20 protein-coding genes and 1 riboswitch are annotated in these 21,790 nt (G+C 68.9%); of the genes, 8 read left to right on the top strand and 12 right to left on the bottom strand.

Features of this window, described 5'->3' with window-relative positions; translation table 11 throughout:
- The gene (gene metK, locus HNQ52_RS12505) at positions 1 to 1,194 is read left to right on the top strand and encodes a methionine adenosyltransferase (RefSeq protein WP_183961504.1); all 1,194 of its coding nucleotides are present in this window, start codon (positions 1 to 3) and stop codon (positions 1,192 to 1,194) included.
- Positions 1,195 to 1,661: 467 nt separating this feature from the next.
- Positions 1,662 to 3,440, top strand: a complete 1,779-nt coding sequence (locus HNQ52_RS12500; protein WP_183961503.1) for a right-handed parallel beta-helix repeat-containing protein — start codon at positions 1,662 to 1,664, stop codon at positions 3,438 to 3,440.
- Positions 3,441 to 3,458: 18 nt separating this feature from the next.
- Here HNQ52_RS12500 and HNQ52_RS12495 read toward each other — a convergent pair whose 3' ends face one another.
- The 4 genes from HNQ52_RS12495 to HNQ52_RS12480 all read right to left on the bottom strand — a co-directional run bounded on the left by HNQ52_RS12495 (position 3,459) and on the right by HNQ52_RS12480 (position 7,244).
- Entirely contained in the window at positions 3,459 to 4,775 is a 1,317-nt protein-coding gene (locus HNQ52_RS12495) for a TolB family protein (RefSeq protein WP_183961502.1), read from the bottom strand.
- A gap of 224 nt (positions 4,776 to 4,999) precedes the next feature.
- A complete protein-coding gene (locus HNQ52_RS12490) occupies positions 5,000 to 6,283 on the bottom strand; it encodes a TolB family protein (RefSeq protein ID WP_183961501.1) in 1,284 nt (427 codons plus the stop codon).
- A gap of 221 nt (positions 6,284 to 6,504) precedes the next feature.
- Positions 6,505 to 7,014, bottom strand: coding sequence for a PIN domain-containing protein (locus tag HNQ52_RS12485; protein ID WP_221282060.1), 510 nt, complete (start codon positions 7,012 to 7,014; stop codon positions 6,505 to 6,507).
- Positions 7,011 to 7,244: a CopG family transcriptional regulator gene (locus tag HNQ52_RS12480; protein ID WP_183961500.1), complete on the bottom strand. Its 234-nt coding sequence runs from the start codon at positions 7,242 to 7,244 to the stop codon at positions 7,011 to 7,013. The genes HNQ52_RS12485 and HNQ52_RS12480 overlap by 4 nt, the downstream gene beginning before the upstream one ends.
- Before the next feature lie 235 nt (positions 7,245 to 7,479).
- Positions 7,480 to 7,558, top strand: a riboswitch (S-adenosyl-L-homocysteine riboswitch).
- Positions 7,559 to 7,621: 63 nt separating this feature from the next.
- On the opposite strand from HNQ52_RS12480, the gene ahcY reads away from it, so the two are divergent.
- The 6 genes from ahcY (at position 7,622) to HNQ52_RS12450 (ending at position 14,483) form a co-directional block, all read left to right on the top strand.
- Positions 7,622 to 9,067, top strand: a complete 1,446-nt coding sequence (gene ahcY / locus HNQ52_RS12475) for an adenosylhomocysteinase (RefSeq protein WP_183961499.1) — start codon at positions 7,622 to 7,624, stop codon at positions 9,065 to 9,067.
- A 487-nt stretch (positions 9,068 to 9,554) separates the two neighbouring features.
- Complete coding sequence (locus tag HNQ52_RS12470; protein ID WP_183961498.1) at positions 9,555 to 11,012, top strand: choice-of-anchor Q domain-containing protein; 1,458 nt, start codon at positions 9,555 to 9,557, stop codon at positions 11,010 to 11,012.
- 59 nt (positions 11,013 to 11,071) lie between these two features.
- Positions 11,072 to 11,902: a methylenetetrahydrofolate reductase [NAD(P)H] gene (gene metF / locus HNQ52_RS12465; RefSeq protein WP_183961497.1), complete on the top strand. Its 831-nt coding sequence runs from the start codon at positions 11,072 to 11,074 to the stop codon at positions 11,900 to 11,902.
- A 372-nt stretch (positions 11,903 to 12,274) separates the two neighbouring features.
- Positions 12,275 to 12,820, top strand: coding sequence for a DUF4124 domain-containing protein (locus HNQ52_RS12460; protein ID WP_183961496.1), 546 nt, complete (start codon positions 12,275 to 12,277; stop codon positions 12,818 to 12,820).
- 100 nt (positions 12,821 to 12,920) lie between these two features.
- Entirely contained in the window at positions 12,921 to 13,832 is a 912-nt protein-coding gene (locus HNQ52_RS12455; protein ID WP_183961495.1) for a branched-chain amino acid transaminase, read from the top strand.
- Between the two features lie 201 nt (positions 13,833 to 14,033).
- Positions 14,034 to 14,483, top strand: coding sequence for a penta-EF hand family protein (locus HNQ52_RS12450; RefSeq protein WP_183961494.1), 450 nt, complete (start codon positions 14,034 to 14,036; stop codon positions 14,481 to 14,483).
- Positions 14,484 to 14,615: 132 nt separating this feature from the next.
- Here HNQ52_RS12450 and HNQ52_RS12445 read toward each other — a convergent pair whose 3' ends face one another.
- The 8 genes from HNQ52_RS12445 to HNQ52_RS12410 all read right to left on the bottom strand — a co-directional run bounded on the left by HNQ52_RS12445 (position 14,616) and on the right by HNQ52_RS12410 (position 21,648).
- Positions 14,616 to 15,989: a HAMP domain-containing sensor histidine kinase gene (locus tag HNQ52_RS12445; RefSeq protein WP_183961493.1), complete on the bottom strand. Its 1,374-nt coding sequence runs from the start codon at positions 15,987 to 15,989 to the stop codon at positions 14,616 to 14,618.
- Positions 15,970 to 16,653, bottom strand: coding sequence for a response regulator transcription factor (locus tag HNQ52_RS12440; protein ID WP_183961492.1), 684 nt, complete (start codon positions 16,651 to 16,653; stop codon positions 15,970 to 15,972). The genes HNQ52_RS12445 and HNQ52_RS12440 overlap by 20 nt, the downstream gene beginning before the upstream one ends.
- A 109-nt stretch (positions 16,654 to 16,762) precedes the next feature.
- On the bottom strand, positions 16,763 to 18,433 hold the full coding sequence (locus tag HNQ52_RS12435; RefSeq protein ID WP_183961491.1) for a M56 family metallopeptidase: 1,671 nt from the start codon (positions 18,431 to 18,433) through the stop codon (positions 16,763 to 16,765).
- Complete coding sequence (locus HNQ52_RS12430; protein WP_183961490.1) at positions 18,426 to 18,824, bottom strand: BlaI/MecI/CopY family transcriptional regulator; 399 nt, start codon at positions 18,822 to 18,824, stop codon at positions 18,426 to 18,428. The genes HNQ52_RS12435 and HNQ52_RS12430 overlap by 8 nt, the downstream gene beginning before the upstream one ends.
- Complete coding sequence (locus HNQ52_RS12425; protein WP_183961489.1) at positions 18,821 to 19,342, bottom strand: hypothetical protein; 522 nt, start codon at positions 19,340 to 19,342, stop codon at positions 18,821 to 18,823. Before HNQ52_RS12425 ends, HNQ52_RS12430 begins: the two co-directional genes overlap by 4 nt.
- Before the next feature lie 63 nt (positions 19,343 to 19,405).
- On the bottom strand, positions 19,406 to 19,876 hold the full coding sequence (locus HNQ52_RS12420) for a hypothetical protein (RefSeq protein ID WP_183961488.1): 471 nt from the start codon (positions 19,874 to 19,876) through the stop codon (positions 19,406 to 19,408).
- Positions 19,877 to 20,254: 378 nt separating this feature from the next.
- Complete coding sequence (gene rimK / locus HNQ52_RS12415) at positions 20,255 to 21,166, bottom strand: 30S ribosomal protein S6--L-glutamate ligase (RefSeq protein ID WP_183961487.1); 912 nt, start codon at positions 21,164 to 21,166, stop codon at positions 20,255 to 20,257.
- Between the two features lie 14 nt (positions 21,167 to 21,180).
- A complete protein-coding gene (locus HNQ52_RS12410) occupies positions 21,181 to 21,648 on the bottom strand; it encodes an ATP-dependent zinc protease family protein (RefSeq protein ID WP_183961486.1) in 468 nt (155 codons plus the stop codon).
- Between the last annotated feature and the right edge of the window lie 142 nt (positions 21,649 to 21,790).

Below are 21,790 nucleotides of genomic sequence, written 5' to 3'. Positions count from 1 at the left end.
ATGAGCAACTACCTTTTCACCTCCGAGTCGGTGTCCGAAGGCCATCCGGACAAGGTTGCCGACCAGATTTCCGACGCGGTGCTCGATGCGATCCTCGCGCAGGACACCCGCGCGCGTGTCGCGTGCGAAACCATGGTGAAGACGGGCGTGGCCATCGTCGCGGGCGAGATCACCACCAGCGCGTGGATCGACCTGGAAGCGCTGACGCGCAAGGTGATCCTCGACATCGGTTACGACAGCAGCGAAGTCGGTTTCGACGGCGCCACCTGCGGCGTGCTGAACCTGATCGGCAAGCAGTCGCCGGACATCAACCAGGGCGTGGATCGCAAGAAGCCCGAGGAACAGGGCGCAGGCGACCAGGGCCTGATGTTCGGTTACGCGACGAACGAGACGAAGGATTACATGCCGGCGGCGATCCATCTGTCGCATCGCCTCGTCGAGCAGCAGGCCAAGGTGCGCAAGAAGGGCAAGCTCAAGTGGCTGCGTCCGGATGCGAAGTCGCAGGTGACGCTGCGCTACGAGAACGGTGTCGCCACCGCGATCGACGCCGTGGTGCTGTCGACGCAGCACGATCCGGGCGTGAAGCAGAAGGATCTGATCGAGGGCGTGCGCGAGCTGATCCTGAAACCTGTCTTGCCGGCCAAGTGGCTGCACAAGGGCACCAAGTTCCATATCAACCCGACCGGCAAGTTCGTCATCGGCGGGCCGGTGGGCGACTGCGGGCTCACGGGCCGCAAGATCATCGTCGACACCTACGGCGGCTGGGCGCGCCACGGCGGTGGTGCGTTCTCGGGCAAGGATCCGTCGAAGGTGGATCGCTCGGCGGCGTATGCGGCGCGTTACGTGGCGAAGAACATCGTGGCGGCGGGCCTGGCGGATCGCTGCGAGATCCAGGTGTCGTACGCCATCGGCGTGGCCGAGCCGACGTCGATTTCGGTGACCACGTTCGGCACCGGCAAGATCTCCGACGAGAAGATCGAGAAGCTGGTGCGCAAGCATTTCGACCTGCGTCCGTACGGCATCATCAAGATGCTGGACCTGATCCATCCGATGTACCAGCAGACCGCGGCCTACGGCCACTTCGGCCGCGTGCCGGAGACGGTGAAGGCGGCGGACGGTTCGACGTATTCCACGTTCTCGTGGGAGAAGACGGACCGGGCCGAGCAGCTGCGCAAGGATGCCGGGCTGAAGTGATGCATCGACCTCGCGCGTTGCATGCGCGGGGTTGATCGATCGCGATGCAGGGGAAACGGGCCGCTTGATGCGGCCCGTTTTCGTTTGCGGCGTGAGTGCGTGGCCGAATTCACGGCGAAGCCCGACGCTGCCCAGGGAAGGTCGGGCGCGACGCGCTTGCCTTGGTGCCGAAGCACTCGGACACCCGGCGAAGCGGGCAACCACCCGTCCCCGTCCGTCGCCCCGGCGAAAGCCGGGGCCCAGTGACGTTGCTTGGTGTTCCGCGCCTCTCAAGTCAAAAACAAGAAACGTCACTGGGTCCCGGCGTTCGCCGGGACGACGGTGGGGGATTTTCGGGAGCCCATTTGCGGCCGTTGCGTTGCGCGAAAGCGCGAAAGCTCGGCATCGTGCGTGCCCGCCGTCGCAGGTGTACTGTCCCCTGCCATGTGTTTTCCGCGTTGCTACCGGAAATCGTCCCGGGAGTTGCCATGACTGGTCGCCGTTTCGCGCTGTGCCTTGTGCTGCTGGTCGCCGCGCGCGTGCAGGCCGCGGATTTCGCCGCCACCCGCTTCGACGATCCGCTGCCGGACGGCTGCGCGCCGGCCGACTGCTCGCTGCGCGAAGCCGTGATCGCCGCGCAATCGGCACCGGGCACCGATCGCGTGCTGTTGCCGGCCGGCACCTTCCTGCTCGAATACGACGAAGACCTGCCGCTCGACAACAACAACACCGGGCCGCTGCTGATCGATACGCCGATGCAGATCGTCGGTGCCGGCCGCACGGCGACCACGATCACCGCCGCGATCAACCTGCCGCTGGTGATCGGCGTGAGTCTGGAGGGACCGGCGGCAACGCTGGAGTTGTCGGATCTGACCATTGCCGATGCGGCCGCCGCATCGCTGTTCGGTCCGGTGTTCGTGGGCGAAGTGGGCACGCTGGATGCGCGCCGCGTCGGCATGCGCGGCAACGCCGGTTCCGCGGGCGCCATCTTCGCCGCGGGACGACTGACCGTCGCCGACTCGGTGTTCGAACAGAACACCGCGACGGCCGGCGGCACCGGCGCCGTGGTGCTGGCAGCGCGTGGCCCGCTCTCGATCACCGGCACGCAGTTCATCGACAACACCAGCACCAACGGCGCGCTGGTGGTGGCGAATTATCTGGTCGAAGCGCCGCTCGGCGAGATCGTGCTGCGCAACAACGTGTATCGCGGCAACCTGGCGTCGGAATCCGCCGCCGCGCTCACCGTGCTGGTGGCGAACGGGCTCAATCGCATCGACGTGAGCGACAGCGTGTTCGAGGACAACCACACGGCCGCGAGCGGCGGCGCCGCACACTTCGGTTACATGGACGACGCGCTCGACACCACGCGCCTGGAGGTGACCGCCGACGGCACGCGCTTCAGCGGCAACAGCGCCGACGAGGCCTGCGGCGCGCTCAACCTGCAGTCCGATCTCGCGCTGAACCTGATCGAACAGCCGACGTTGACGATGGACCTGGCACGCTTCGACGGCAACACCGCCGACGCGTTCGGCGGGGCACTGTGCACCGCCGCCGACACCACGATCACGCGCACCACCTTCGCCGGCAACACCGCGGCATCGCAGGGCGGCGCCATCGTGTCGACCGGACCGACGCTGCGGATCGAACGCTCCACGCTGTCGGACAACGAGTCGGGTTCGGTCGGCGGTGCGATCTTCTCGTTCAGCGCGCTGACGCTCGACCACTCCACCGTGCACGGCAACCGCGCGGCCACCGGCGCCGGCGGCGTGCTGGTGTCCGGCACCGACGAAAGCACGATCCGGCGCAGCACCATTGCGGGCAACACCTCGGGCGGCGTCGCCAGTTCGGTGCGGCTGGCAAGCTCGGTGCAGTTCCCGGCCACGCTGCGGCTCTCGGCCAGCATCCTCCAGGGCGCGTGCACGTTTTCCGATCCGGCCGCACAGCCGACCAGCAGCTACACCATCGAATCCCCCGGCAACACCTGCCGGCTCGCGACGAGCCCCGGCGGCTTCAACCAGCGCAACGTGAGCAGCGCCGACCTGGCACTCGGCGCGCTGGCCGACAACGGCGGCCCCACGCTGACGCGCATGCCCGGCGACGACAGCGTGGCGCGCGATCCGGGCCTGTCGAGCGGCACGCCGTGTTCGCGCGTCGACCAGCGCGGCTACGTGTCCGTCGACACGCGCTGCGACGCGGGCTCGGTGGAGGTGGCCGGCATTCCGGCCGAACCGCTGCCGCCGGACGTCTTCGCGGACGGCTTCGAATAAGCCGTCCGCGGGCGCACGTCAGTCCTCGAAACCGTCGCCGAAGATGCGGTTCAGCAGGTCGGAATCCACCAGCAGGAAGATGTCGGTGCGCTCGTTCGTGTCGTCCGGATCCAGATTGGTCGCGTCGGATTCGAATGCCATCGACAGGCCCGAGGCATCCACCGCGAGCGAGTAGCCGGACTGGCCGTTGCCCGGCACGCTGCCGGGGCCCGTGCTCACCAGCAACGGGGAACCGGCGACGCCGGGAACGTGCAGGTACACATTGGTGGTCGGATTGGTCGAACACTCCATCAGCACCGTGCCGGCATCGGACACGTCGGACTGGTAGCAACTGCCCAGGCCGCTGACCGCGGGCGCCGGGATCGACACCGTCGTCTGCGTCGCGCGGTCGCGCATGTAGATGCCGCTGTGCGTGTCGGGATCGCCGCCGAGGCCGCCATACGTCGGGTTCTGGAACACCACGAAACGTCCACTCGGCGATATCGCGGCGCGATTGGAAAACGCCGTCGAGGGCGCGCCGTTGGCGCCGCTGGCGCGGCTGATCACTTCGGTGGTGTTCGCCACGAGGTCACGCACGTAGGTCTGCCATGTACCCGCACCCGGCACCAGCGCGTTGTTGCAGAGCAAGACGATGAAACGCCCGTCGTCGGAGAGGGCGTTCGGGTAGATTGCGCAGCCGTTCGGACTGGCACCTCCCGTGCTCGATTCCGACGCCAGTTCGACGGCACCCGTGTCCATGTCCTTGACGAAGATCTGCGTGCTCCCATCGGGCACGGGGTAACCGAAAATCTGCGCGGCCGATTCGAACGCGACGTAGCGGCCGTTGCCCGAGATCGACACGGTGTCGTCGTCGTTGCCGTTGCCGGTGACGGGATCGCCCGCCTGGTTCGCGGTGACGAGCGCGAGGACGCCCGTGAGGCGATCCTTGCGCACGACCTGCCAGTTCGACGTCGGAAACCCGAGATCGAGGTTCTGCGCATAGTTGAGGAAGGCGACGTAACGCCCGTCGCGCGACACCGCGGGGCTCTCCCCGCGCAGCACCGCACCAGCCGTGGTGCGCGACACGACCTCGATCAGGCCCGTGTCGAGGTCGACGGCGATGGCCTTGTTGTTGAGTTCGGTGTCCGGCAGCCAGTTCGTCGCCTCGCTGGAAAACACGACGGTCTTGCCGTCGTTGGAGACGTTCACGGAGCCGGAATGGCCATCGGCCTGGATGCTGGGTGCCTGCGGCATCAGGCGACCGTAGATCCATTCGGCGCGCGCCGGTGCGGCGACACAGAGGCCTGCGGCGAGCGCGCCGGCCAGGACGATCGGGGGACGGAGGAACACGGACATGGCAACTCCTGATTCGGGAACGAAATCGAAAGCGTCGCAGGCCCCTGTGCACTGCGCAGCGGAAGGACGGAGGGACATCCTTGCCCGCCGCCGCCGCCCGATCGCTCGGATCGGGTGGCGCACGGTCTGACGCAGTTCGCCCGTGCCGAATGTCATGGTCGGCGCGGAGCCGCTGCCGCCGGAACGCGTCGCGGACGGTGTCGAATGCACCGTCCGCGCGCGCCTCAGTCCTCGAACCCGTCGCGGAAGATGCCGTCGATGACGCTGGATTCGACCAGCAGGAACACATCGGCGCTGTTGTTGGTGTCGGCCGGATCGATGTTGCTCGCGATCGATTCGAACACCATCGACAGGCCCGAGGCGTCGATGCCGAGCGAGTTGCCGGAACTTGCATTGGCGGGGTTGCCGCCGGCGTCGGTGGACACGAGGAGCGGATCGGAGCCCGGCACCCACAGGAACACCTGTCCGGTTGAACCGCACTGGATCAGCACCGTGCCCGCGTCCGAGACATCGCCGCCGAAACACGACGAGCCGGCCGGCAACGCGCTCGGCGACGGAATCGACACCGTGGCGTGCGTGACGCGGTCGCGCAGAAAGGCACCGCTCGCGTTCGGGAAGCTGCCGAGGCCGCCGTACGCCTGGAACACGACGAAGCGCCCGCTCGGCGACAGCGCCGGCCGATTGGCGCCGGTGGTGCCGGGCTGGCCGTTGGCCCCGTCGCGGCGGCTGACCAGCTCGGTGGTGTTGGCCACCGTGTCGCGCACGTACACCTGCCCGGTGGCGGTCACGCCCGGCAGCAGCGGGCCGGGCGAGATGAAGGCGACATAGCGCCCGTCGTCGCTGACCGCATGCGAGTACATCACCGCATCGCCTGCCGCGCCGGGTGCGGCGCCGCTGGCGTCCACCGATACATGCTCCACGGTGCCGGTCTGCATGTCCTTGAGGAACACCTGGTCGGTGCTGACACCCAGGTCCGGCGAGCGCGACACGAACGCCACGTAACGGCCGTCGCCCGAGATGGCGGTGACGTCGTCCTGGTTGACGTTGGGGCCGAGCGGTGCCCCGGCGCCTGTGGCCGTGACAAGTTCCAGCGCACCGGTGACGCGGTCCTTGCGCAGCACCTGCCAGCCGGACAGGGTGCCGCCGTCGTACGGGCCGCCCAGAGCGAGGAAGGCCACATAGCGGCCATCGCGCGACACCGACGGGCTGACACCGCTGGTGAAGGTGTCGGTGGAAGTGATCGAGATCACTTCGACGAAGGCCGAGTCCAGGTCGTAGGCATAGACCTCGGCCGCCGGCGGCGTGCCGTCGACCCACTGGGTGGCCCCGCTCACGAAGACGACGGTCTTGCCGTCGTTGGACACGCTCACGTCGCCGGACGCGAACGTGGTCTGCTCGGCCGGCTGCAACCGGGCATAGATCCATTCGGCGCGCGCCGGTGCGGCGACACAGAGGCCTGCGGCGAGCGCACAGGCCAGGACGATCGGGGGACGGACGGACACGGGCATGGGCAACTCCTGATTCGGGAACGAAATCGAAAGCGTCGCAGGCCCCTGTGCACTGCGCAGCGGAAGGACGGAGGGACATCCTTGCCCGCCGCCGCCCACGCCCGATCGCTCGGATCGGGTGGGCGCACGGTCTAACGCAGTTCGCCCGTGCCGAATGTCATGGTCGGCGCAGTGGTGTTTCTGCCGTCCCGGCGTGCCCTGGGCGGCGCGGGGGGCGACCGCTAGTCGATGATGGCGATGGCGTCCGCGCCGCCGAGCACGGCATCGACATCGAGCCGGCGGTCGAAGGTCGCCAGCCGGCCACCGTGGGCCACCGCGAGACCGAGCAGGTAGATGTCGCTGGTCTGGTTCCAGGCCATGGCGCGCGCCACGCGGAAGTGCTGCGGATCGCGCAGGCTGATGCTGTCGGGCCAGAAGCGGTGCCCCGGCAGGTTGCACAGGCCGTCGAGCATGCCGGCGATGATGTTGCTTGTTCCGGGCGAATTCGGATAGCTCGGGTGGCTGCAGATGCGGATCACCGAGTTCTCGACCAGCGGGCAGGTGGCCCAGGCGATGGCGCCGTCGCCTTCGAACCAGCGATGCGCGGCGTCGTGCAGCGCATGGGCGGGATCGAGCAGCGCGAGCACCAGGTCCACCGACAGCAGGAACGGTTGGCGTGCGGGCGGACGGCCCCAGGCCGGACCCTGATCGCGCACCGCGGACGCCGACCGCGTCGGGCGCAGCGCGCTCACGGCATTTCCTCGGCCAGACGGCGCACCAGTTCCAGCGTCACGGGCCGGGCGTCGGGGCGCAGCGGGAACAGCGGCACGCCGTTGCGTGTCTGACCGCCGCCGTCGGGCACGGGGATCAGCGCCCGGCGACACAGCGTGGACACGATCTCGCCCACCGACCGGCCCTGCTGTTCGGCGAGCGCGCGGGCGGCGGCGAGGACATCGTCGTCGATGGCGAGCGTGGTGCGCATGAAAGTCTCCCGGCAATGGTCGCATCATCACGCATCATGCATCACGCATCAAGCAGCGTCGGCGGGGCGACGCTGCGGCCGCATGCGCACGCGGCCATCGATTCGTACAGGCCGGCCCATGCCCGGACCCGGGCCGATGCACTGCCACGCAGCACGGCAACACTCGGCGGCGCGGCGCGGTCGGACACCCGGGCATTCATCCCTTCATCCCCAACCAGCGATATACTGGCGAAGTCCCGTCGAGGGGCGCTGCGACCGTCGCCCCGAGCACGGCCAGGCTCGACGCGACCCCATCTCAACCGCGCCCGGACCGCGATTGCATCGCGGAAGCCCGCACCGTCCCGGTGCCGACTTCAACCACTCCGGAGCTACACACCATGAACGCTGTCGTCAAAACGCCCCCGCACGCCGATTACAAGGTCGCCGACCTCTCGCTCGCCGACTGGGGCCGCAAGGAACTGGACATCGCCGAGCACGAAATGCCGGGCCTGATGTCGATCCGCAAGAAATACGCCGCCGCCAAGCCGCTGAAGGGCGTGCGCGTCACCGGCTCGCTGCACATGACCATCCAGACCGCCGTGCTGATCGAAACGCTCAAGGACGTCGGCGCCGACGTGCGCTGGGCCTCGTGCAACATCTTCAGCACCCAGGACCACGCCGCCGCCGCGATCGCCGTCACCGGCACGCCGGTGTTCGCGTGGAAGGGCGAGACGCTGGAGGAGTACTGGGACTGCACGCTCGATGCCGTGACCTTCCCGGGCAAGGGCGCCGACACGTGGCTTGGCCCGGAACTGGTGGTCGACGACGGCGGCGACGTGACGCTGCTGATCCACAAGGGGTACGAACTCGAGAACGGCAGCGACTGGGTGAACTCGGCTTCGGGTTCGCACGAGGAACAGGTGATCAAGAATCTGCTCAAGCGCGTCGCGAAGGAGCGTCCGGGCTTCTGGACCACGGTCGTGCGCGACTGGCGCGGCGTGTCGGAAGAAACCACCACCGGCGTGCACCGCCTCTATCAGATGATGGAAGCGGGCAAGCTGCTGGTGCCGGCCATCAACGTCAACGACTCGGTCACCAAGAGCAAGTTCGACAACCTCTACGGCTGCCGCGAGTCGCTCGCCGACGGCCTCAAGCGCGCGATGGACGTGATGCTCGCGGGCAAGGTCGCCGTCGTCTGCGGTTACGGCGATGTCGGCAAGGGCTCGGCGCACTCGCTGCGTGCCTACGGCGCGCGCGTCGTGGTGACCGAGATCGACCCGATCAACGCGCTGCAGGCCGCGATGGAAGGCTTCGAGGTCAACACCGTTGAATCGACGCTCGGCCGCGGCGACATCTACGTCACCACCACCGGCAACAAGGACGTACTGACGCTCGACCACATGAAGGCGATGAAGGACCAGGCCATCGTCTGCAACATCGGCCACTTCGACAACGAGATCCAGGTCGATGCGCTCAACGCCATGGCCGGCGTGACGAAGATCAACATCAAGCCGCAGGTCGACAAGTATGTGTTCGCCGACGGCCGGGCCATCTTCCTTCTTGCAGAGGGTCGTCTGGTGAACCTCGGCTGCGCGACGGGCCACCCGAGCTTCGTGATGTCGAACTCGTTCTCGAACCAGACGCTCGCGCAGATCGACCTGTGGGCGAACAAGGACGTGTACGAGAAGACGGTCTACCGCCTGCCGAAGAAGCTCGACGAGGAAGTGGCGCGCCTGCATCTGGAGAAGATCGGCGTGAAGCTGACCGAGCTGACCACGGAACAGGCCGAGTACCTCGGCGTGCCGAAGGACGGTCCGTACAAGCCGGAGCACTACCGCTACTGAGGCGGCGCGGTCGCCGCGACGACCTCCGCTGCAACGACACGGGCGCCGAGCGGCGCCCGTGTTCGTTTGGTGACCCCGAAGAGCACGACATGCGCGCGCGACGCCATCGTCGCCCATTGCGACAACATCCGTTCTCCGCGCCGCCATCACGGCGCGGGTCCCTTGCTGTCCGGAAATCCCGGATTCCCCCCGCACCGTCGCCCCGGCGAACGCCGGGGCCCAGTGGCGTTGCCCGACGTTCCTTGCCTGATCGCGGCAACAAAGACACGCCGCTGGGCCCCGGCGTTCGCCGGGGCGACGGGCGTGTGAGGGCGTTTGTGCCCTGTCGTGCCGCACCGGTTCGATCCCGACCCATGTCGGCATGACGGCCCCGAGGGCGATGGCGAGGACATCGAGCAACCCTCTTTGCCGGGCCGTGATACGAACCGCCGCCGCGCCGCGTTACGCGCATCGCAGGGATTCCGCTTTCCGGACGGGGAGAGTTGCGATGCCGATCCACACCCATTGCCGCACTGCATTTGCAGCCGTGGCGCTCGCTGCCGCGGGCGTTGCCCATGCCGGCACGTACACGGTCACCACCACGGCCGACGGCGGCCCGGGCTCGCTGCGCCAGGTGATCGCCGATTTGCCGCCGGGCGAGGACAACGAAATCCGCTTCCAGCCCGGCGGCACCGGCATCATCGTGCTGAGCGTGGCGAGCGATCTGCCGCTGCTGCGCGGCACCAGCGTGCTGATCGAGGGCCAGTACAACCTCGGCGGCATCGTCGTCGACGGCCAGTCCACCAGCCGCCTGTTCTTCACCGGCAACGTGCCCACCACCGTGCGCAACCTCACCGTGCGCAACGGCGCCGGCACCTTCAACGCCGGCTGCGTGCAGGGCGGCGGCGCCGCGCTGACGCTGGACAATGTCGTGGTGGAAGGCTGCCGCGCCGGCATCGGCAGCGCCAACGCGTACGGCGGCGGCGTCAGCGGTTTCGGCAGTCTGACCGTGCGGCGCAGCATCTTCCGGGACAACCTCGCAATGGCCGGCACCGGCGGCGGCAACCAGTCCGGCGGCGCGATCTACTACCGCGGCCAGGTGCTGATCGAGGACTCGCTGTTCATCGGCAACCGCGTCGAGAACGGGCCCAATGCCTTCAGCGACGGCGGCGCGGCCTATTTCTTCGAGAGCGACGTCACCGTTCGCCGCTCCCGCTTCATCGACAACCGGGTCGTCGCGCCCGTTCCGGGCGGAAGCGCGGCCGGCGGGGCGATCGCGTGCCGGCGCGGCACGTGCACGGTCGAGGCGTCGTATTTCGGCGGCAACGACAGTGCGATGGTCGGCGGCGCCGTCGCACAGGAAGAGGGTGCGCTCGTGCTGCGCAACGTCGTGGTGCAGGACACGTTCGACGGCTACGGCGGCGCGGTGCGGGTCACCGGCGCGGGCGGCCAGCCGGCCACGCTGACGATCGACAACAGCACCTTCACCGACAACGCCATTCCCGCGTGGAGCGGCTACGGCGTTCATCTGGACGTGGGCGGCAACACCACCGTGCTGCGCATCGCCAACAGTGCGTTCGGCGCCATCGAGGGTTCGCCCGCCTGCCGGCTCGCCGGCGATGCCGCGGGCTACGCCGGCCCCGGCTTCAACCGCGCCATCGACGACTCCTGCGACGCGATGCTCGGCAGCGACAGCGAGCAGGCGACTGTGGACCAGTTCGGCCTCGGTGCACCGGTGTTCGGCGGCTACGTCGAGGCGCCGCAGCTCGCCGCCACGAGCGTGCTGATCGACGCCGGCAATCCGGCGGTCCCGATGCCCGGCGGCGACGCAGGCGCCTGCCTGACGCTCGACGCCAACGGCCATGCACGCCCGAGCGACGGCAATGGCGACGGCCTCGCGCGCTGCGACATCGGCGCGCAGGAGATCCGCTCGCCGCGCCTGTTCGGCAACGGCTTCGAGACCTGAACTCGCTTTATCGCGATGAAGCGATACAATGCAGGCCGACGCCCAGCCGCGATGCCTGCATGCTTCCGCTCAGTTTCGAGTTCTTTCCGCCCAAGACCGACGAGCAGCGCAACCAGCTCGACCGCACCGCGGCGAAGCTGAAGTCGCTGTCGCCCGAATACGTGTCGGTGACCTTCGGTGCCGGCGGTTCGACGCTGAGCTACACGCCGGAGACCGTCGGCGGCCTGCGTCGCAAGCACGCGTTGCAGGTCGCGCCTCATCTGTCGTGCGTCGGCGGGTCGCGCACCGAGATCGGCGCCCTGCTGGCGCAGTACCGCGCCAGCGGCTGTCGACGGCTCGTGGCACTGCGCGGCGACCTGCCCTCGGGCATGGCGACGCCCGGCGAGTTCCGTTACGCGAGCGATCTGGTCGGATTCATCCGCGCCGAACACGGCGATTTCTTCCACATCGAGGTGGGCGCCTATCCGGAAACGCATCCGCAGGCCGAGGATGCGCTGGCGGACCTGCGCCACTTCAAACGCAAGGTCGACGCCGGCGCCAACGGCGCGATCACGCAATACTTCTACAACCCGGACGCATATTTCCGCTTCGTCGACGATGCAAGCGCGCTGGGCATCGACATTCCGATCGTCCCGGGCATCATGCCGATCTCGAATTTCACCCAGATCCGGCGCTTTTCCGAGATGTGCGGCGCGGAGATCCCGCGCTGGATGGCGCGACGGATGCAGGCGTACGGCGACGATGTCGAATCGATCCGCAGCTTCGCGGCCGACGCGGTGGCGCAACTGTGCGAGCGACTGATCGCGCAGGGCGTGCCGGGGCTGCATTTCTACACGCTCAACCTGGCCAAGCCGACGGCGCTGGTGCTGGAGCGGCTGGGAGTGCGGTGACGATCGGGAATCGGGATTCGGGATTCGGGAATCGGGAATCGCAGAAGCTTGATGGGTGGGAATCCTTCTCCCGGCGGGAGAAGGGTGAGGCGGCTACCGCCGGCCGAACGCAGGCGGACGCGGGCGCTACGCGACGGGGGTGCTGAGACACGGGTTCGCTACAATCCCACCGACCGGCACAGCATCTGCGTCACGTGCCGGCGCTATGCTGCAGCGATGGCGTCGACGACTACTCCCGACCTGGCCCCCGCGCCGCTTCGGCCGAACCCGCTCCCCAGCCCCTCTCCCACGGGGAGAGGGGCTATCCCCGGCGTTGCGATGCTGCAACCGCACCGACGATGCGCATCGATCGCCGCCCTCGCGGCGTGCGCGATGTTCGCCGCACTCTCGCTCGCGCCGACCCAGCTCGCCGACGCCGCCGTCCGCCGCTGCATCGGCCCGGACGGCGGCACGATCTACACCGACCGGCCCTGCGACCAGTTCAACGCGCGCGAACAGGCCACCGCCCCGCCTTCTCTCTCGCCCGACGCCGTGGTCGATCTCGACAACCCCGGCCTCGTGCGCAGCGACTGCGCGCGTGGGGCCGACAGCCTGCTGTTCGACCTGCGGCGCGCGGTCGAAAGCGCCGACATCAACGCCATCGCCGGGCTCTACCACTGGCCCGGCATCGGCGGCCGCACCGCGGTCTTCGTGATGAACCGGCTGGAAGACGCGGTGGCCGATCCCGGCGCGACGGTCGAGCTGGTGTACCCCGAGTCCGCCTTCGTGATCGACGACCCCGCGGCCTATCCGGATCGGCCGGTGGAGAATCCCAGCGGCATCCGCATCACGCGCTACGTCGACGCGGCCAGCGCGCGCCAGCCCGAGCTGCTGCTCGGCCTGCGCCGGCACGCCGGCTGCTGGTGGATCCATTTCTGAGCGATGCCGGTCGCGCCGCAGCCGGCTCCTGCGCGCGGCGTCTGACGCTGCGCGTCCGGAACGGTAGAATGCCGGTTCATTTCTTCCGGCAGGTCCCGCGATGCGCTATCCCGAACACATCTGGCAGAACGGCGCGATCAAGCCCTGGGCCGAGGCCACAACGCATGTGATGGCACACGCGCTGCACTACGGCTCGTCGGTGTTCGAAGGCATCCGCTGCTACGAAACGCGCGATGGCCACGCCATCTTCCGCCTCACCGACCACATCAAGCGTCTGTTCGCGTCGGCCAAGATCTACGACATCGGGATTCCGTACACCGTCGAGCAGCTCAACGCCGCCTGCCGCGAGGTGATCCGCGCCAACGGCCTCGGACGCGCCTACCTGCGCCCGATCGCGTTCCGCGGCCTCGGCGGCTTCGGACTCTCGGCCGACTGTCCGACCGACGTCGCCGTGGCGGCCTGGGACATGGGTCCGTACCTGGGCCCCGACGTGCTCGAGGCGGGCATCGACGCCTGCGTGTCGAGCTGGCAGCGCTTCGCGCCGAACACGATTCCCGCCGGCGCGAAGGCCGGCGGCAACTATCTCTCGGGCCAGCTGGTCGCGCGCGAGGCGCGCCGCCTCGGCTTCGGCGAAGGCATCGCGCTGGCATCGACGGGTCTGCTGTCGGAAGGCGCGGGCGAAAACCTGTTCCTCGTGTTCGACGGCGCGCTGCACACCACCCCGGTGAGCGCGGCGCTGCTCAACGGCATCACGCGCAACTCGATCATCCGCCTCGCACGCGATGCCGGCATCGAGGTCGTGGAGCGCGACCTGCCGCGCGAGTACCTGTACCTGTGCGACGAGCTCTTCATGTGCGGCACCGCGGCCGAGATCACGCCGATCCGCTCGGTCGACGGCAAGCAGGTGGGCGAAGGCAAACCCGGTGCGCTCACGCGCCGGATGCAGGACCTGTTCTTCGGACTGTTCAGCGGCAAGACGCCGGACACCCACGGCTGGCTCGAGCCGCTGTAAACATCCGATTCCGACGGCGTCGTGCGCGATGCGCGGCGCCGTCGCGGCAAAAACCGCATGCTGCATCAACAACTTGCACGCGCCCTGAACAGGAAACGCGTCTCCCGGCCGATCCCCTGTCGGCTTTAGGCGCGACTCAGTTCCGCAGGGCCATCCTCCACGGGCGCCGTCAGAGCGCGCCACTGATCCGGGAGGAATTCCATGCACACCACGCTCCGTATTGCCATTGCCGCCGCCATCCTCATGCCGGCCGCCGCCGCGTTCGCCGGCATGGACAAGTTCGCCGAGATGGACACCGACAAGGACGGCCGCATCAGCCAAGCCGAGCACACGGTCGGTGCGGACAAGATGTTCGCCAAGCTCGACGCCGACAACAACGGCAGCGTCACCGCGGCCGAGATGGACGCCGCCCATGCCAAGTGGTCGGACAAGAACACCGCCAAGGCCGATCACGCCGGGCACGGCAAATCGATGTCGTCCGCCGACAAGATCGCCAAGATCGACAGCGACGGCGACGGCGAGCTGACCTCGGCCGAACACGCCGAAGGCGCCAAGGACATGTTCGCGAAGATGGACACCGACCGCGACGGCAACCTCACCAAGGACGAGCTCGAAGCCGGGCACAGGAAGGAAATGGCGGACCACCGCTGACTCCTGTCCGCACGGATGCGGACCGCGTCGGCCGGGCCATGCCCGGCCGATGTGCCTTTGGCCCGAGCGGCAGAGGCGCGCGTGTGACGTGCCGCAACGCAGGCGACGCACAGCGCCCGCGCGAACTTGACGCTAGCGTTTGCGGTAGGGCTCGAACTCGAGCGTCGCGATGGCGCCCGCCATGTCGTCGCGCGGCCGGATCGACGCACGCCAGCCGTACAGCTCGCACAGCCTGCGCACGATCGCAAGGCCGATCCCGGCGCCTTTGCTGCCTTCCGAGCTCGACCCGCGATAACCGCGCTCGAACAGACGTTCTGCATCCTCCACGCTGATCCCCGGCCCCGTGTCCGCCACCTCGACGCGATCGGCCAGCACGGTCACGACCACCTCGCCGCTGGGCGTGTACTTGCAGGCATTCCCGATCAGGTTGCCGAGCGCGACCGCGAGTACCGCTTCTGGCGCGTCGATGTGCACGTCGCTCTGTCCCTCGGCGCGGACGGTGACCGGCTTGTTCGCCAGGTGCAGCCGGTTCGCATCGACCTGCTGTTCCACCAACCGCCGGATGTCGGTATTGCCGCTGCCGCGTTCGTTGCGCGAGAGCATGAGCAGTGCAGTAGTGAGATCGGTGCATTGCTGGGTTGCTCGATCGATGCGCAGCAGCCGCTGCCGCATCTTCTCGCTGAGGTCGGGCGCTGCGAGCAGCAGCTCGGTGGCGCCACGGATCACCGCAAGCGGCGTGCGCAGTTCGTGGCTGACATCGGCGTTGAACTCGCGGTCGCGCGTGACGCGCTCGGTCAGCTGGTCGGCATAATCGTCGAGCGCACTGGCGAGCTGGCCGACTTCGTCGTCCTCGAAGTGCGGCGCAAGACGATCCGGGCGCGACTGGCCGCGGAAGCGGCCGACGCGCGCGGCAAGATCGGCCACCGGGCGGATCACGCGGCGCGACGACCACAGGCCGATCAACCACGCGAACAGCGTGAACAGCACCACGCTGCCGCCGAGCAGGACCAGCAGCTGCTGCAGGTCGAGCGTCTGGTTGCCGGTGTTGTAGCGCAGGAATCCGACCATGTCGGCCTGCCGCTCGACGGCGAGCTTGTAGTTGGCGTCGCGCCCGACCGCGTCGGGATCGCGCAGGTCGTACACGCCGGTCTTGAGCGCCGCCCATTCGAACGGGATGCTCGGGCTGGTCGGGCGCGCGATCAGCAGTTCGATCGCCTGCGCGGAGAGGGTGTAGTTCGCGCCGGGGTCGGGATTCTCGCGCTTGAAAGCGACGAAATTGCGCGCTTCCTGCTGCAGCCAGTCGTCGACGAGTCCGGCCTCGGCGCGCGCGCGCAAAACAAGGGTGGAGACGGCGAACAGCGTGGTGAGTCCGAACCCCAGCAGCAGGAACGACAGCACGATGCGGCTGCGGAGCCTGCGCCGGAAGCGCGCCTTGCGTAGGCGGCCGGATGCCGGCCCGGCGGACGCCACGGCGTGGCGGTCGCCGTCAGGCCGCGGCGTCGACATCCGCGATGCGGTAACCGATGCCGTGGCGGGTCTGAATCAGCGGCTTGCCGAACGGCTTGTCGACCGCGGCGCGCAGGCCGTGGATGTGCACGCGCAGGCTGTCCGAATCGGGCAGTTCCTCGCCCCAGACACGGGTTTCGAGCTCCTGGCGCGTCACGACCGCGGGCGAGGCTTCCATCAGCGCGCTGAGGATCTTGAGCGCGGTGGGGTTCAGATTGACCTGCTTGCCGCCGCGCACCACTTCGAGCGTGTCGAGGTTGTATTCCAGATCCCCGACGCTGAGCACGCGCGGCGCGTTGCCGCGACCGCGACGAAGCAGCACGGCGAGGCGGGCCTCGACTTCCTGCAGGGCGAACGGCTTGACCAGGTAATCGTCGGCGCCTGACTCGAAGCCCGCCAGCTTCTGTTCCAGCGCGTCGCGCGCGGTGAGCATCAGCACGGGCGTCTGCTTGCGCGCGTCCTGGCGCAGCTTGCGGCAGACCTCCAGGCCGTCCATGCCCGGCAGGTTGAGGTCGAGGATGATCGCATCGAAGTCGTCGACCACGGCGCGGTGCAGGCCGGTGACGCCGTCGCCGGCGAAGTCGACGGTGTGCCCGCGGTCTTCGAGGAAATCGCCGAGATTCGCGGCGATGTCCGAGTTGTCTTCGATCACGAGGATGCGCATGCGGGCTAGAGTAGCGCCTGTTCAGCAAGCAAGACCAGCCGCGTGCACGGGAAGTTCAGTGGCGGCTCAGACCCGGGCGCGGCCGGCGCGATGCCGGCCGCCGGACAGCTCACGGGGTCGGGCGGCAGAGGCGCGAACCGATCCGGATCGAGCAGCGTTCGGCCTCGGCATCGCCCGGGCCGTCGCCGCCTTCGAGGCGGAAGTCGAACTGCTGCAGGTAGTCGCCGGCGGCGCCGAATTCGGGCTCGAAGCGCCACTGCGCAAGCGCGCGCCGCGCCGCTTTCTCGAACACGCCGCTCGGCTCGGCGTCGATCAGACGCACGTCGCGTGCACGGCCGGTGCCGTCGACCCGGTAACGCAGCACGACGAAGCCTTCGACCGCCGCAAGCCGGGCATTGGACGGGTACTCGGGCGCCACCTGCTGCAGAGCGCGCGGCTCGCGCGGTGCGGCCGCTGCGGGCGGCGGCGCATCGACGGCCGCATCGCGCGCGGCGACCGGCTGGACGGGGGCGACTGGCACCGTGCTGTCCGACAGTGCGGCAGGCGCGAGCTCGGGCTGCAGGAGCGCCGGCATCGGCGCGAGCGGCGGTGTGGCGATCGGCGCCGGCGCGGCGTCGGGCGCGACGGCCGCCGGGAGGGGCTGCGCCGATCCGGCATCGACACCGCGCGGCGGTGCGCGCAGCACCAGCGGTTCCACGGCCGCCGCCATGTCCGCGACCGAGAACTGCAGGCCCGCGAGCGACGGCACGGCGGCGACGATGCCCGACGCCGCCAGCGGAGGCAGGCCCAGATCGTGCAGCACGTTCTCGTCGCCGGCGGGCTTGAGCAGCCACAACAGCGCGGCGAGCGCGAGCACGGTGCCCAGTGCGGGCATCTGCGTGCCCTGCCGCGCCGGAGGCACGTCGACGATGCGCTGCACGCGCTCCAGCAGCAGCCCGCCGGCCGCGCCGAGGGCCGGCGCCGGCGCATGCGCGTGGTGGTGGGCTTCGGCCATCGCCAGCAGGGTGCGCGCATACAGCATCGGATCGCCGCCGCGGGCCAGCACCAGCTGGTCGCAGCACAGCTCGCGGTCCTCGCGCACCTTGCGCGAGATCCAGTGCACCGCGGGATGGAAGAACAGCAGGGTGTCGAGGCAGGTCTGCAGCAGGTTGAACCAGGTGTCGAGACGGCGCAGATGCGCCAGCTCGTGGATCAGGATCAGTTCGACCTGCGCGCGCGGCAGCTGCAGCAGCAGGCTCGACGGCAGCAGGATCGTCGGACGCAGCACGCCGACGAGCATCGGCGTGGTGACCTGCACGCCGTGCAGCAGGCGAACGCGGGCCTTCACCCCCAGCCGGTTGCGCAGGCGCGCGAGGGTGTCGAGCCAGTCGGGATCGACGACGCTGCTCTGCGCGCACAGGCGACGCAACCCGCGCCACTGCCCGAACAGGCGCAGCGAATGCACGGCCACGCCGACCGCCCACGCGCCGACCAGCCACGGCAGCCATACATCGATGGACCACGCGGCCGCCGACGGTGCGCCGTCGACCGCCGCCGCGCCGCCGGCCAGCATCGCGCCGAGGGCGGCCTCGGGCAACGGCTGCGGCGCGTACAGGCGCCACAGCAGGCTCGCCAGCGGCAGCAGCGCGAGCGCGAGCAGCGCGAGATGGCCGATCGCCAGCCGCAGCCGCGCATCGCTGACGGCAAGACGCGCGCTGGCGTAGAGCGCGCCGACGAGTATCCCCTGCCACGCGGCGTCGATCAGGGCCCAGCCCACGGTCTGCACCACGCCGTCAATCATGGCCGCGCTCCCGCTCCAGGCGATCGAGCAGCGCACGGACCTGCGCGATTTCCTCGGATTTGGGCGCCGACTCGGTGCCGAGCAGGCTCAGCACCAGCTCCATCGGGCGGCCGCCGAACATCTGGTCCACGATGGTGCCGAGCATGCGGCTGCGCGTGGACTCGCGCGTGGGCACCGCGCGGAACACGTGCGCGCGCTGGCTGTCGTCGCGCTCGACAAGCCCCTTGGCGTGCATCACCTGCATCAGTTTCAGTGCCGTGGTGTAGCCGCCGCCGTCCTGCTGGTACAGCGCTTCGTACACATCGCGCACGGTGGCCGACCCGCGGTCCCAGAGCACATCGAGGATCGCGAGTTCGGATTCGGTGGGACGGGTGCTGGGGTGACGGGTCATTGGCAGGCGCTAAAACTTCCGTTGCTGTCGGCCGTGCAGGTCACCGAACGCTTGTTCATGTCCATCAGCTTGCGCGCCCGCTCGCGGCGCCGGTCCCATTCTGCCACCGTGTGGCACTCGGTGTTGCTGATGCGCGAATTGACGGTGCGGTTGCGCTTGCAGGTGATGCGGCTGTCGGCCTCAGCGTCGGTCAGCACGCCGTTGAGGTCGGACTGCTCGTTGAACAGCGCCACCTTTTCCTCCGCCGTGAGCTGGCCGATGTCGCGGCCGCCGAGCAGGGCCTGCATGCGCTCGAAACTGGCAAGCACGCTGCCGCGCCCGGCCTCGTCGAGTTCGGCGAAGCGTTCGCCCGGCTCGAAGGCGGCGACGACGGCCTCGCGCTGCGCTTCCAGCGACTGCGAGCCGCCCGCCTCGACGATCGGCTCGGCCACGGGCGTGCCCTTCGTCTGCGCGGCAAGCGCGGAGCCGGCACCCAGCAGGACGGCAACAACGGCGGCACTCAGCTTCGAACGATTCATGGCACGAATCCCCTCGATGACGCCGGCACGGCCGGCGGATTCAGCACGGCAGCGCAGCGGCGGTCATTTGCCCGCAGGGTCGGACACGTTGCCGCGCGCACGCTCGGCCATCTCGCGCGCCCGCTCGCGGCGGCGCTCCCACTCGGCCACGGTGTGGCATTCGCTGTTCTTCAGGCGCGAATTGACGGTGCGGTTGCGCTTGCACACCTCGCGGCTGGCTTCCTGCGCGTCGGTCAGGATGGTGTTGATCACCTCCTGATCGTTGTAGAGCGCCACTTTCGCCTCCGGCGACAGACGTTCGATCGAGCCGGCCGGTCCGAGTGTCTGTTCCATGCGGTCGAGCGCGGCGAGCACCTTGGTCTTCTGCTCGGGCTCGATTTCGGCATAGCGCTCGCCGTCCGCGAACCCTTCGACGATGGCGGCCCGCTGCTGGTCGAAGCCGGTGGCCTGGATTTCGCGCATCGGCATCTGGTCGGCGGCGAAGGCGGATGCGGCCAGAAAAAGGCCGGGAAACAGCAACAGCGAACACTTCACGCGGGAACTCCTCGTGTCATCGGGAATGGAGGGAAAGTGCAATCTGGACCCTTGCGGCGAACATACGGGTTCCTTCGTACTATGTCAACGAAGAAATTCGTATTGCCACTCGTTTCGGCGCATCGGCCGTGCGGCGACCTGCGGGCCGCAAACGCCGGGCAGAAAAAAGCCCACGGAAGGCGCAAGGGGGATTGCGACTGCCGTGGGCCTAAGCTACTGCCCCGATTACCGTCGTCTGCAAGTCACCGAAATCTGACTTAGGAGTGTCGAGCAGAAGATTGGTGGGGCGAGACTACGCACAGGGCAATTAAATTGCCGTTAAGGGGGTTGCAGGGTTTCGTTAAGGGCGGTGACGGCGCCCGCTGCGGCGCCCATGGTTCAGCCCGCGCGGGCCGCCGCCTGCGCCCTGCGCTGCCGCCGTGCGCGCATCGCCACGTAGTCGATGATCTTGCCCGCCACGTCCAGGCCGGTGGCGCCTTCGATGCCCTCAAGGCCGGGCGACGAGTTCACCTCCAGCACCAGCGGTCCGCGCCGCGAGCGCAGCAGGTCGACGCCGGCGATGTTCAGCCCCATCACCTTGGCCGCGCGGATCGCGGTTTCGCGTTCCACGTCGGTCAGCTCCACCGCCTTGGCGGTGCCGCCGCGGTGCAGGTTGGAGCGGAACTCGCCGCGCTTGGCCTGGCGTCGCATCGCAGCCACCACCTCGCTGCCGACCACGAAGCAGCGCACGTCCGCGCCCTTGGCCTCGCCGATGAATTCCTGCACGAGGAAGTTTGCGTACAGCCCGCGGAACGCCTCGATGACGCTGCGCGAGGCCTGCGGGGTTTCGGCGAGGATCACGCCGGTGCCCTGACTGCCTTCGTTGAGCTTGATCACGTGCGGCGGCTTGCCGAGCATGCGCAGCAGGTCCTGCGTGTCGTCGGGGTTGTCGCCGAAGACGGTGCGCGGCAGGCCGATGCCCTGGCGCGCCAGCATCTGGTGGCAGCGCAGCTTGTCGCGCGCGCGCAGGATCGCATCCGAGCCGTTCGGGGTGTACACGCCCATCATCTCGAACTGGCGCAGCACCGCGGTGCCGTAGAAGGTCACGGACGCACCGATGCGCGGCACGACGGCCGCGTAGTTGGCAAGGCCGCGCCCGCGGTAGTGCATCTCGAACGCGCCGGGCGCGATGCCCATGTAGCAGCGCAGCGGATCGAGCACGCGCGCGGTGTGGCCCTGCGCGCGCGCCGCCTCGAGCAGGCGCTGGGTCGAGTAGAGCTTGGAGTTGCGCGAGAGGATCGCGAGTTTCATGCAGGCCTTGTGCGTCAGGTGCGCGCGTGCGGCACGTCGCCGCCGCCGAGCAGGTAGGAGCGTCCCGGATCGATGACCCAGCGCCCCGCCATTGCGGTGCGGCCGAGCAGCATCGGAAACAGCATGTTGCGCCGATCCGTCAGGTTGATGTCGATCGCGTAACGCTTGTTGCCGAGCTGCAATGCGGTGCGGATGAACACGCGTTCGGTGACGTGGCCGCCCGAGTCGGTCACGAGCTTGCGATGCAGCACGCGCGCCTCGCAGTGCGTGATGGTGTCGTCGATGCCGGCACGCATGCCGAAGCGCACCCACTCGTGCCCGTCGACGGTATGCGTGGTGAGGTGCTCGACGTGCAAGGCGGACGAGCGCGCGCCGCTGTCGATCTTGGCGCGGATCGCGCCGATGCCAAGATCGGGCAGCGCGAGCCACTCGCGCCAGCCGAGCGCGGGCAACCGTTTCCGCCGTGGCGTGGAGACAGGCATCGTGTGGTCCGTGCGCTCGAAAAGGAAACGGCGGCCCGCTGGCCGCCGCTGTCGTGCACGGTGGAGGTCGTTGGCCGATCCGCGCACCGCCCGTTGTCGCCTGCGCTGCCCAGGTTCGGGACCTGCAGCGCCCCGGCGAACG

It is taken from the genome of Chiayiivirga flava (assembly GCF_014202825.1).
Lineage (GTDB): Bacteria > Pseudomonadota > Gammaproteobacteria > Xanthomonadales > Xanthomonadaceae > Chiayiivirga > Chiayiivirga flava.
This window is presented reverse-complemented; position numbering and strand designations above follow the sequence as displayed.